Origin of the sequence: Ancylobacter amanitiformis, from assembly GCF_030814815.1 — a bacterium.
Classification (GTDB): domain Bacteria; phylum Pseudomonadota; class Alphaproteobacteria; order Rhizobiales; family Xanthobacteraceae; genus Ancylobacter; species Ancylobacter amanitiformis.
In genome coordinates, this window is record NZ_JAUSVR010000001.1 from 17,061 (window position 1) to 28,836 (window position 11,776).

The window sequence follows — 11,776 nt, forward strand, 5'->3', positions numbered from 1 at the left end:
CCAACCGAGGGCGCGTCGAAAATGACCGCGGTCTCGTCGCCCCGTCCCGCTCATCGTCCGCGCAGGCGGCGGGTCATGTGCGCGATCGCGACGGCAAGATGCTTCTGCACCGAGCTTTCGGATATCCCGAGGCGCCGGGCCACCTCGATCTGGGTCAATCCCTCGATGCGGCTGAGCACGAAGATCTCCTGCGTGCGCACGGGCATTTCGCGAACCAGCCCGTGCAGGCGCTCCAGCTGAAGGCGGGAATCGACGATTTCCTCCGGCGAGGGGCGATCATCCACCATCTGGGCGAAGGCTTCCGGGGCCAGCGTCTGCGTGCGCCGCCGGCGCTCCTGCTTGTGATGGTTCACGAGGAGATTGCGGGCGATGGCGTAGAGATAGGCGCGAATGTCCTGGATGCAGGTTTCCGGCCGCTCCAGCACGTTCAGGAACGTGTCCTGCATGAGGTCGCTGGCCGTATGTCCGTCGCCGAGCCGGCGTTGAAGATAGGTCCGCAGCTCGCGGCTATGGCTTGAAAACACAAGCGACAGGTCTGGTTGCATGAACCGGCCCACTCTCCACATCACGAAGGCGTGCGTGGATCACTATCATGCACCAATTATCAAGGTAAGTTGCGGAGACGTCTTTTAGTATTGATACAATCTACTGAATTAGAACCATTCTTGACTTGCGACTACGTTTCAAGAGGGCGGCTGCGCGGGTCGTGGCCGGAACCGGGAGCCGCCGCGCCCGGCAGTGCTCGCGGTCAGGCTCGGCGGAGACAGGCATCGACCGCCGCGCGATCGGGGATGCTGTCCTGGGCCCCCGTCCGGGTGCAGGCCAGCGAGCCCGCCACGACGCCGCGCCGCAGCGCTTCCGTGAACGGGCGGCTTTCGTCCATGGCGGCGGCGAAGGTGCCCACGAACGAATCCCCGGCCGCCGTCGTATCGATGGCCTCGACGCGAGGCGCGGGCTGGCGATGGATGACGCCGTCGCGGAAGGCCACCACGCCGTCGGCACCCACCGTCACCACCACGGTGAGGCCATAGCTGCGATGCAGGTCCTGCGCCGCGCCGTGCGCATCGGCGGCGGCGAGGCCGGCCTCTCGGGCAACGTGCAGTGCCTCATGCTCGTTGACGATCAACGTGTCGATCCGGCGCAGAATGTCTTCCGGCACCCGGCCAGAGGGGGCGGCGTTGAGCATCGTCCGCCAGCCCCGCTGCCCGGCCAGATGCACGGCCGCGAACAGCGCCTCGTCGCGGATCTCCCGCTGCAGCAGCAACACGCTGCCGGGGGGAGCGGCGAGGGCGGCGAGCTGGCTGGCATCCACCGCGTAATTCGCGCCGGCCGCCACGACGATGGCGTTCTCGCCCCGCGCATCGACGCTGATGAAGGCGACGCCGGTAGGCGTGTCCACCCGCGCGACCCCGGCGAGGTCCACGCCGCTCTCGGCCAGCGAGCGCAAGGCCAGCGTGCCGAAATCATCGCGCCCCACCGCTCCGACGAACGCCACCCGCGCACCGCTGCGCGCGGCGGCAACGGCCTGATTGGCGCCCTTGCCGCCGGGAATGCTGCGAAAGCCAGGCCCGATCACCGTCTCGCCCGGCGCGGGGATATGGGGAACCTCGGTGACGAGATCGAGATTGACGGAGCCGAAGACGATGATCATCGCGGGTCAGTCCGTCCAGAGCGCGAGCAGCGTGGCGGTGTCCATCAGCGCCACCTGTTCCGGCATGCGTGGCAGCAGGTGGGTCATCACCGCCTCATGCGAGGCGGGTGCCGAGCTGGTGACGGCATCGGTCACGACAATGGCATGGAAGCCGCGATCGAGCGCATCGAACAGGCTCGCCAGCACACAAATGTCGGTCTCGACGCCGGTGAAGACCAGCGTGTCGACGGCATTGGCCGCCAGCCAATCGCTGAAGCCCGGATTCGCGAAGATGGAATAGCCGGCCTTGTCGAACACCCGGTCCGGCGCGGCATGCGCCGTCAGCGGCGCGACCAGTTCGTGCAGCAGCGGATCCATCTGCTCAAGAGTGAGCGTGGACCACCGGAGATAATAGGGCTGCCAGCAGCCCGGCGCCGTCTCCGCGCTGTCGGCCACGATGAAGCGGGCAAACAGGCTGCGGCCCGGCTTGGCCTCCGCGATGCGCAGGATGTTGGGGAGCACATCCGCCATGGCCGGTGTGTGCCACGGCGTTGTTTCCGAGAAGAGGCGCTGCATGTCGATGCACAGATGCACGGCATGCGGGCCGGGACGGCGCGGCGCCACCGCCATGTCGCCCGCCATGTCGTCGCCCGCGATATCGAGGCTCATGGCGCGTCCTCGATCGGCACGGTGTGGTCCGGCGACCAGCTCAGCGTCACCTCGTCGCCCCGTGCCAGCGGCCGCGCATCGCGGTTCTGCGCGAAGATCTTGAAGCGCTGGCCGGCGGCGTCCACCTCATAGGTGAGCGCGGTGCCGGAATAAAGCGAGGCGATGATCGCGCCCTCCACCCGGTTTGTCAGCCCATCCTCCGGCGCGGCATCGCGCGTGGCCACCGTGATTTTCTCGGGCCGCACCGCGAGCGTGACGGGCGCGCCATTGGCCGGCAGCGGCGAGGCCGTGGCGATGCGCATCCCATTGCGCAGGCTCACCCGGCCATCCGCCACCGTGCCGGTGAAGAAATTGGTGTCGCCGAGAAATTCCGCCGCGAACCGCGTCCGCGGCCGCTCATAGACCTCTGTCGGCGCGCCGATCTGCACGATGCGGCCGCGATCGAGAATGGCGACCTTGTCGGAGAGGGTCAGCGCCTCTTCCTGGTCATGCGTGACGAAGATGGTGGTGAGGCCGCTCTCGCGCTGGATGCGCAGCAATTCCACCTGCATCTCCTGACGCAGCCGCCGGTCGAGCGCCGAGAGCGGCTCGTCGAGCAGCAGCACGCTCGGGCGGGTCACGATGGCGCGGGCCAGCGCCACGCGCTGCTGCTGGCCGCCGGACAACTGCTTGGGCTTGCGCGTCCCGAAGCCGCCGAGATGCACCATGTCGAGCGCGCGCTGCACCTCGCGGCGGGCCGGCTCGCCCTTCACGCCGCGCTGCGCCAGCCCGAAGGCCACGTTGTCGGCGACGCTCATGTGCGGGAACAGCGCGTAGGACTGGAACACCATGCCGATATTGCGCGCCCATACCGGCACGCGCGTGACATCGCGCTCGCCGATCGTCACTCGCCCGGTATCGGGGATGACGAAGCCGGCGATGATGCGCAGCAGCGTGGTTTTCCCCGAGCCGGAAGGGCCGAGCAGGCTGGTGAACGAGCCTTCCGGAAAATGGGTCGTGATGTCGGAGAGCACCTCGACCTTGCCGTAGGACTTGGCAATGGCGGTGACGTCAACTGCGGTCACGGGAGGCTCCCGGTTTGGCGAACAGAGTGAAAAGCAGGAAGATCGATACCGAGCCGAGCAGCAGAATCGTGCAGACGGCGTTGATCTCCGGCGTGAATCCCTTGCGGATGGCGGAATAGATCTCCACCGGCAGGGTGGAGGAGCCCGGCGTCGCCAGGAAATAGGACACCACGAACTGATCCAGCGACACGGCGAAGGCGAACAGCGCCGCGCCGAAGATGCTGGGTGCCAGCAAGGGCAGCGTCACCCGGAAGAAGGCCTTCACCGGCGGCGCGCCAAGGCTCATCGCCGCTTCTTCGAGATCGGCGCGGATGGTGGTGAGGCCGGTTCCGACCACCAGCACCACATAGGGAATGGCGAGCGCGACATGGCCGATGAGGATCGCGTGGAAGCCGCGCCCGATTCCGGTCCAGTAGAAGAAGACCAGCATCGCGGTGCCGGTGATCAGCCAGGGAATGGCGATCGGCGGCAGCAGCAGCAGGCGCAGCGCCTCCTTGCCGAAGAACTGGCGGCGCGACAGCGCCACCGCGGCGAGCGTGCCGAGCACCGTGGCGATCACCGCGGTGATGGCGGCGATGAGCACACTGTTCCAGCTCGCGTTGAGCAGCTTTCGGTTGCTCATCAACTCCACATACCAGTGGGAGGAGAAGCTGAAGGGCAGCTGGTAGAGCGGCGATTCATTGAACCCCATCGCGATCAGCACCGCGATCGGCAGATAGAGAAAGATCAGGACGGCGAGGATATAGGTGCGGGCGGCGAGCTTCATGGCGCATCTGCCTCACAGGGACGAACTGCGGCGCAGCACGCCGGAGAAGGTCGCGAAGATGCCGAGCACCAGCGCCAGGATGGTGAAGGACAGCGCCGCTCCCAGCGGCCAGTTGAAGGCCTGGGTGAACTGTTCCTCGATCACCGTGCCGAGCGTCACCCCGCGCGGGCCGCCGAGAATGCGCGGTTCCATGAAGGCGCCGATGACCGGCACGAAGATCAGCACCGAGCCGGAAATGAGCCCGGGCGCCGCCATCGGCACGATGATGCGCCACAGCACGGTCCATTTGCGCGCGCCAAGGCTTTCCGCCGCTTCCAGAATGGAATCGTCGATCGTCACCAGCGCGATGTAGCAGGTGAGCACCATGTAGGGCAGGTAGCCGTGCACGAGGCCGAGGATGATGGCGGGCAGCGAATAGAGGAAGCCGAGCGAGGGCGCATCCGGCCACACGCTGCGCGCCAGGAGATCGAGAAAGCCGCCCTCGCGGATCACCATGGTCCAGGAAAACACCCGCACCAGCCCGTTCGTCCAGAAGGGCAGGATGACCAGGATCAGCAGCGTCTCGCGCAGCCGCCCGGCGGTGGCGCGCGCCAGCGCCAGCGCCGTGAAGAAGCCGACCACGGCGCAGAGGAAGGTGGTCCACAGCCCGATGAGCAGCGAGGTCCAGGCCACGCCGATGAGATAGGGCTGGTCGATGAAGGCGCGGTAATGCTTGAAGGTGAATGCCACCTCCTTCTTGCCGAGCGGCGTCGCGGTCATGAAGCTGAAGCTCAGCATGGCGCCGAGCGGCAGCAGGATGGCGAGGGTCAGCCACGCATAGGTCGGCAGCAGCATCGTCAGCGTGACGAGCCAGCTCGGCAGACGCAGGCCGGCCGAAGGGACCGCGCCAAGGGCGCGGTCCGGGGTCGGCGGGGTCCGGGAGGCGGCGTCAGCCGGCATAATAGGCTTTCACTTCCTGCCAGAGATTGTTGAAGCCCTCGCGCCGGTCGTCGGGCAGCGGGGCCATCAGCGTCATCGTTTCGAGATAGTGGGCGGCATGGACGCGACGGTTGAGATCGTCGGCCGGCAGCCGGTCCATGGCAAGGGCATTGGCCGAGGCCGGGGCGCCGATCTTGGTTGCCCATTCGTGGTAGAAATCGGGGCTGATCATGTAGTTGATGAACGCCTCGGCATTGGTCTTGTTGGTGCTGGAAGCGGGAATGGCCAGCGTGTCCAGCCAGCCCACGGCGCCCTCCTTCGGCACGACGAAGGTGACCGGCAACTTGAAATTGCGCTGCGAGCGCACCGAGGCGCCCGACCAATAGACCGAGAGGTCGAACTCGTTGGCCGCGAAGCCCTTGTTCCACTGGTCCTCGCTGGACCACAGCGTCTTGATGTTCGGCTTCAGGCTCTTCAGCCAGTCGCCGATCGGCTTCAGGTCCTTGGGCGCGTTCATGTCCTGGCCGGTCATGAAGGCGCCCAGCGCGATCGCGGTGACGGCATCATCATACATCGCCACCTTGTTCTTGTAGGCGGGGTCGGCGAGCGCGCCATAGCTCTCCGGCAGCGGCCGGCCGTCGCGGATGGCGAGCGAGTTCATGCCCCACAGCCACGCGACGCCGTAATGCTTGCCGTCCACGGTGAAGGCCGCGTTGTCGCGCAGCTTGGGAACGAGGCCGGCGGCATTGGGGATCTTGGCGAGGTCCACGGCGTCGAGCAGGTCGTCCGCCATCGCCTGCTGGGTGCGCGCGCTGTTGATGAGCACGACGTCGTAGACGCCCGGATTGGTCCGCAGCTTGGTGATCATCTCGGATTCGGCGTTGAAGTAGTCATTGACCACCTCGATGCCCGTCATCTTGCGGAAGGCTTCGAGCGCCCACTTCTCGTCGGTGCCGTATCCCTGCCAGTTCAGCACCGTGACGGTTCCCGCCGCCCGCGCGGGGCGGGAGGTGGCGCTGAGCCCGGACAGGGCGGCGGTGCCGGCACCGAGCAGGGTGAGAAACTCGCGTCGAGACTGCTTCATTGTCGTTGTCCCCTTGGAAGCTGCGGTCTGGAAGGTGGCCTGGAAGGCGGCTGGCTGGAAGATCGGTGCCTGTTCTCGTCTCGTCATTGCCGGCGCGGGCCTGGCCCCAGCCGGATCGTCATCGGTGGAAGGCCGGCGCGATCCCGATAGGAGCGCCCCGGCCGGGGGCAGGTCACGCGCGGCGCTGCATTTCCTTCACCGCGATGTCGCCGTCCAGAACGATCGGCTCGTCGTCGAGGAAGAGGGAGCACCCGCGCATCGGAATGTCGAGATGGCAGGGCGTGTCATTGGGCCCGCCCAGTTCGTTATTGGGTCCGGTGGAGAACATCACGTTGCCGTAGAACGAGCGCAGCTCCATGCCCATCCCGCCCGGGAACTGGGTCAACCCGTGCCACTGGGCCCGGTGGTCGAGACCCCAGCCGACATGGCTCATGCCCATGCCGCGCGGATCGTTGAACTCGCCCATGTAGCTCTTGATCAGCTCGGCCTCGAGCCCGCCGCGGATATCGGTAACGAAGCCCTTCTCGATCGTATAGGTGACCTTCTCGCGCACATAGCTGTTGAAGGGCAGCAGCACGTCGCCGGGGGCGAGCACGATCTGGCCATCGACGCCGTCATCGGCGCCGCCGGTGAAGACGAAGGCCGCGGGCCAGTGATCCCAGCGGCCCGGCTCGTCGGTGTAGCCATATTCGGCAATGGTGGGGTACTTGCCGATCTTGTAGGTGACGTCGGTGCCGTGCTTCGAGGTGATGCGCATCACCTTGGCCTTGGCGAGGATCTCCGCGCCGACCTCGACACGCTCGCGCAGTTCCTTGGTCGGCAGCAGGCGGGCGAGCAGCGGGGCCGGCTCCACCGCGGTCAGCACGCGGGTTCCCGCCGCCTGGATCGCCATCTGCTCGGGGCTGAACAGCAGGAAGATGAGGTCGACCACCATGTCGGCCTGCTTGAGCGCCTCAACCGCCTCGGGATTGGCGGCAAGGCCCGTCTGCCCCACGGCCCAGGAGCCGGTGGCCGGCAGCGGCGCGGGCAGGCGCATATGGTACATCTGCGCGCCGAGGCGCTGACCGGCGGCGAGGAAGGCGTCGGCATAGTCGAGTCGGTCGCTGCCCTGGCTGAGAACCACGACCTTCTCGCCTTCATGCACGCCCGACAGCGTGAGCTGGTGGAGGCAGATTTCCGTCAATACGTTGCGATCCATGGGTCTCGTCTCTCCTCGGGGCGGTTGGACGGGGGGCGATTGGGCGGGGCCGGGAGCCCCGATCGGTTCAGGCACGCAGGCGATACATCTCAGGCGACACGTCTCAGGCAGCACGTCTCAGGCGAGGCTCAGGCGGCGCGGCCGATCGCCTGCAGCGCCTCATCCAGCGTGACGACGTCGCCATATTTGGAATCGATGTCGAACAGGTTCGCCTCGTGCGGCCCTTCATGGCGGTCGCCGACGCACTCGCGCACCACGATGGTGCGGAAACCGTGCTGGCAGGCGTCGACCGCGCTGGCCCGCACGCAGCCGCTGGTCGAACAGCCCGCGAGGATCACCGTGTCGATTCCTGTCGCGTGCAGCATCGAGCCGAGGCTGGTGCCGAAAAAGGCGCTTGCATATTGCTTGGTGAAGACCGGCTCGCCCGGGCCCGGCTCCACGCCCGCGCAGAATTCCGCGAGCGGATTGCCCGGCACCATCGCGGTCATGACCGGCGCCTTCTTCACCCACACCCCGCCATCGGCGCAGTTCGGGGCGTGGTAGAGAATATTGGTGTGGATGACCGGCACGCGTGCGGCCCGCGCCGCCTCCAGCAGCCGGGGCGCCTGCGCCACCGCCGCGACCACGCCGGGGGCGAAGAGGGCGGCGCCCTCGGTCGTGTAGGCCTTCATGAAGTCGATCATCAGCACCGCCGGCTTCGTGCCGAAGCCGATGCGATGCCCCCACACGCCGCGATAATTGTCGGATGCGCTCTCGCTCATGGTTCGCTCCTCAATAGGCGCCGGAGAGCAGCGCCCCGGCCCCGGGCACCACGGGCTCCAGTTCCAGCGCCTGCAGCATGCGATAGGTGGTGGCCACCGCCGCGGTGAGGGTCGGCTTGCCGGTGAGCGCTTCCACCTTGGCGACGCTGCCGAGCGAGGGCATCTGCACGCAGGCCGACAGCACGATGGCGTCGACACCCGCCGTGTCGAGTTCCGCGACAATGCCCGGCAGGCGGGCCGGATCATGCGCCGCCACCGCCAGATTGTCGGAAATCTCCAGCGCGCGATGCGTCACCACTTCCACGCCTTCGGCCTGGATATAGTCGATCACCATGCGCGTGAGCGGCTTCATATAGGGCGCGACAAGGGCGATGCGCCGGGCCTTGAGCACGCCGAGCGCCTCGACCAGCGCCCCCGCGCTGGTGACGACCGGGGCCGGCGCGCCATTGGCGGCGGTCACGCCTTCCAGCCGGCTCCGGCTTTCGCGGTGATAGCCGTGGCCCATGGACATGATCGCGACCAGGCAGGCATAGCCGAGCACATCCACCCGCGCATCGGACAGTTCCAGCGCGCAGCGGTCGGACTGCGCGTCCATCGCCGCCAGTTCTTCCTTCGTCACGTGCTTCATGCGCATGCGGGCGGAATGGAAGGTGAAGCGCTCGGGACGGATCAGCTGGCGAGCGGCCAGCATGGCCGGAATTTCCGTCTCCATGGTGACATTGGAGCTGGGGACGATCTGTCCGATGCGATAGCTGCGCGCGCTCATGGGGTGTTTCCCTCGAAATCCGTGCCGAGAAGCTCATCGAGGGCGCGGAAGAAGCCGTCGAAATCGTCCCACGGGATCATGTGGCCGGCATTGGCCACGCGGGCGATGCCGATGCCGGGCGTGAGCGCGGCGATCTCCGCCTCGTCCGCCGGCTCGATGACACCGCCACGGCCGGCAACCATCAGCGCCACCGGAACGGCGAGGGCGGGCAGGTCGCGGTGAATGTCGTCGCTGTGGAAGCCCTCGAAGGCGGTGACGATGGCCGGCTCGAAACAGGTGTGCAGCCATTCGGCGCGCAAGGCGCGCTGCTCCTCGCTCCAGGTGGGGCAGAAGGCGCGCATTGCTTCCGCATCCATGCCCACGCTCGCCTGCCGGATGGAATCGACATACCAGGGCAGCTTCGAGGGGTAGGCGCGGCGGCCGGGGCCGGAAACCGGCGGGTCGACCAGCACCAGCCGGCTCATACCGGAACCATCGCGCGCAGCGGCGCGGATGGCGACGCGTGCGCCCATCGAATGGCCGAGCACGGTGACGCCCTCAAGCTTCAGCGCCGCGATGAGGCCGATGAGGTCGTCGGCCATGGCATCCAGGCCATAATCGAGCGTGGGCCCGGTGGAGGACAGGCCGCGCCCGCGCACGTCGACCACATAGGTGTCGAACACCGCCGCGAGCCGCCGCGCGACGAATCCCCATGTCACGGCGGGGCTGGTAATGCCCGGAACGAGAATGAGCGGCGCGCCGGGACCGCGAAAGCGCAGCACATGCTGGCGGATGCCGTTGGCGGCGATGTTGTGACCGGTGGGAAGGAAGGGCTCCATCACATCCTCACGCGGCCGCGTCGCTGCTGAGCGCATGCTCATAGAGATCGTAGCCGAACACCCAGGCGGGATCTTCCTGCGTGCGCAGCCAGGTATTGGCATTGGACACCGCCTGCACGCGCGAGGCGCGCTCGCGGCGGTTCGCCTCATAGAGCTGGAAGCCGGCGGCGAAGTCGGTGAGGCCGGTTTCGGCCAGGCACCGCGCCAGCATGGCGCCATCCTCGATCGCCATCGCCGCGCCCTGCGCCATGTGCGGCTTCATGGGGTGGCAGGCATCGCCCAGCAGCACCATCCGCCCCCGGCTCCACAGCGGAAGCGGGCTGCGATTGAGCAGCGGCCATTTGGAAATCTCGTCGGCGCTGTCGATCAGCCCCTGCACGACCGGATGATAACCGGCGAAGGCCGCATGCATTTCCTCGCGGCTGGAGGGCACCGAATTGCCGTCGAACTCCCAGGCCGGGTGCGGCACGCCGGTGACGAAGTAATATTCGTCGCGCGTGGACGTGGTGTAATAGGCCATCATGTGGCGGTCCTCAGTCCACCACTTCACGCAGGGCTCGACGGTGATGCCCGCGGCTTCCAGCGTCGCTCCGGGGATCAGCGCACGGTGCGCGACCCAGCCGCTGTAATTGGGCTTCTCGACCCCCAGCAGCGCCTCGCGGATGCGTGAATTGATGCCGTCGGCACCCACCACGATGTCGGCGCGATGGCGCGTGCCGTCGGCGAAGGTGAGGTCGACGCCTGCGCCATCATCCTCGATCTCGGTCAGCCGCTTGTCGAAATGCAGCGTGCCCGGCTGCAGCGCGGCGATCTGCAATTCGTGAAGGTCGCCGCGATGGATGGTGACATAGGCCGCGCCATATTCGCGCCGCGCGAAATCGCCGAGCGGGATGCGGGAGAGATAGTCGCCGCTGGCGCCGTCCCGGCTCAGCCAGAAATCGGGCTGCGATCCCAGGCGGGCGACGGCATCCTCGATGCCCAGCCGGCGAAAGATCTTCATCACGTTCGGCCCCATGTGGATGCCGGCGCCCAGCCGCGAGAAGGCATCCGCCTGTTCGAAGACATCGACCGAGAAGCCGGCACGCTGGAGAAGCGCGCCCGCGGCGGCGCCTCCCAGTCCGGCGCCGATAATGGCGATTTTCTGTGGTGACATAGGCGCTCCAAGCGGCGGTGCGGTAACTGAGATTGCTCTCAGACAATAGTGTATGCGCTATAATCGCAAGCCTAAAAAACACGCAACTTACGCATTTTTCCTGATTGAAATTCAGTCATGACGACGTTTTTGGACAGTGTTATTGACATAACGCAGGAACTTGATGGCCGTGATATCAGTGTATACGCTTATATCTCGGGGTCGAGAGGAGGGTGCGCGGCACGCCTCGCGGGGTCAGGCCCAGCGGCTGTGAGGGGAGCGTGATATGCCGGGCGGCGGTCGGATCAAGGCGAGCGGGCATCGCAGGGGGGCAGGCTGTGATGCAGGCTCCCGTGGCGGCTCCCGTGGCGGCTCTTGCCCTGCGCCGACTTTGCCCGTACCCGCACATGGCGAGGGCCGCGGCGATGGTGCGCCGGTGCCCGCCCATGGCAGGGAAGGGGAGGCGAATGCACGATCCGGACGACGCGCCCGAAGCGCCGCAGGCGGATGGATACGTCCTCGCCGAGCAGGTCGGCTATCTGCTGCGCCGCGCCTATCAGCGCCATCTCGCCATTTTTCAGGCCGAGGCCTGCGATCCGCAGCTGACCTCGGTGCAGTTCTCCACCCTGTGCGCGCTGCGCGACGGCGGGGCGCAATCGCAGGGGCAACTGGTCAAGGCCACGGGCATCGACCAGGCGACCATTCGCGGCATCGTCGACCGGCTGAAGGCCCGCCATCTCATCGCCCTGTCGAAGGATCCGGGCGACGCGCGCAAGGTGATCATCGCCATCACCCCCGCCGGCAGCGCCCTGCTGGACCGCATGATACCCTGCGCCCAGCTCATTACCGAACTCACGCTCAACGGGCTGAATCCGGCCGAGCGCATGGCGCTGCTCTACACGCTGAAGCGGATCGCGGGCACGGACGAGGACTGAGCCACACCGGCTCCCGCTCCCGCCGAGGGAGGCCC

At 67.1% G+C, this 11,776-nt stretch carries 13 protein-coding genes; 1 reads left to right on the plus strand and 12 read right to left on the minus strand.

What is annotated here, in order from left to right:
• Positions 1-50: 50 nt before the first annotated feature.
• The 12 genes from QOZ99_RS00075 to QOZ99_RS00130 form a co-directional block, all read right to left on the minus strand.
• A complete protein-coding gene (locus tag QOZ99_RS00075) occupies positions 51-545 on the minus strand; it encodes an RNA polymerase sigma factor (protein ID WP_183189446.1) in 495 nt (164 codons plus the stop codon).
• Between the two features lie 203 nt (positions 546-748).
• The gene (locus QOZ99_RS00080) at positions 749-1,651 is read right to left on the minus strand and encodes a ribokinase (protein WP_306887827.1); all 903 of its coding nucleotides are present in this window, start codon (positions 1,649-1,651) and stop codon (positions 749-751) included.
• 6 nt (positions 1,652-1,657) lie between these two features.
• Positions 1,658-2,299, minus strand: coding sequence for a cysteine hydrolase family protein (locus QOZ99_RS00085; protein WP_306887828.1), 642 nt, complete (start codon positions 2,297-2,299; stop codon positions 1,658-1,660).
• Entirely contained in the window at positions 2,296-3,363 is a 1,068-nt protein-coding gene (locus QOZ99_RS00090; protein ID WP_306887829.1) for an ABC transporter ATP-binding protein, read from the minus strand. The genes QOZ99_RS00085 and QOZ99_RS00090 overlap by 4 nt, the downstream gene beginning before the upstream one ends.
• Positions 3,350-4,129 carry an ABC transporter permease gene (locus tag QOZ99_RS00095; protein ID WP_306887830.1) on the minus strand — a complete coding sequence of 260 codons (780 nt, stop codon included), beginning with the start codon at positions 4,127-4,129 and terminating at the stop codon, positions 3,350-3,352. Before QOZ99_RS00095 ends, QOZ99_RS00090 begins: the two co-directional genes overlap by 14 nt.
• Positions 4,130-4,141: 12 nt before the next feature.
• Positions 4,142-4,963 (minus strand): ABC transporter permease, encoded by an 822-nt coding sequence (locus tag QOZ99_RS00100; RefSeq protein ID WP_183189800.1) that lies wholly within the window; start codon positions 4,961-4,963, stop codon positions 4,142-4,144.
• Positions 4,964-5,057: 94 nt separating this feature from the next.
• Complete coding sequence (locus QOZ99_RS00105; RefSeq protein WP_306887831.1) at positions 5,058-6,131, minus strand: ABC transporter substrate-binding protein; 1,074 nt, start codon at positions 6,129-6,131, stop codon at positions 5,058-5,060.
• A gap of 172 nt (positions 6,132-6,303) precedes the next feature.
• Positions 6,304-7,329 carry a 2,5-dihydroxypyridine 5,6-dioxygenase NicX family protein gene (locus QOZ99_RS00110; protein ID WP_306887832.1) on the minus strand — a complete coding sequence of 342 codons (1,026 nt, stop codon included), beginning with the start codon at positions 7,327-7,329 and terminating at the stop codon, positions 6,304-6,306.
• A 128-nt stretch (positions 7,330-7,457) separates the two neighbouring features.
• Positions 7,458-8,090, minus strand: coding sequence for an N-carbamoylsarcosine amidohydrolase (locus QOZ99_RS00115; protein WP_306887833.1), 633 nt, complete (start codon positions 8,088-8,090; stop codon positions 7,458-7,460).
• A 10-nt stretch (positions 8,091-8,100) separates the two neighbouring features.
• Positions 8,101-8,856, minus strand: a complete 756-nt coding sequence (locus tag QOZ99_RS00120) for a maleate cis-trans isomerase family protein (protein ID WP_503128544.1) — start codon at positions 8,854-8,856, stop codon at positions 8,101-8,103.
• Positions 8,853-9,674 carry an alpha/beta fold hydrolase gene (locus QOZ99_RS00125; protein WP_306887834.1) on the minus strand — a complete coding sequence of 274 codons (822 nt, stop codon included), beginning with the start codon at positions 9,672-9,674 and terminating at the stop codon, positions 8,853-8,855. Before QOZ99_RS00125 ends, QOZ99_RS00120 begins: the two co-directional genes overlap by 4 nt.
• Positions 9,675-9,681: 7 nt before the next feature.
• Positions 9,682-10,827, minus strand: coding sequence for an FAD-dependent monooxygenase (locus tag QOZ99_RS00130; protein ID WP_306887835.1), 1,146 nt, complete (start codon positions 10,825-10,827; stop codon positions 9,682-9,684).
• 446 nt (positions 10,828-11,273) lie between these two features.
• Between QOZ99_RS00130 and QOZ99_RS00135 the strand changes: the two genes are divergently transcribed.
• Entirely contained in the window at positions 11,274-11,741 is a 468-nt protein-coding gene (locus QOZ99_RS00135) for a MarR family winged helix-turn-helix transcriptional regulator (protein WP_306887836.1), read from the plus strand.
• Positions 11,742-11,776 lie beyond the last annotated feature (35 nt).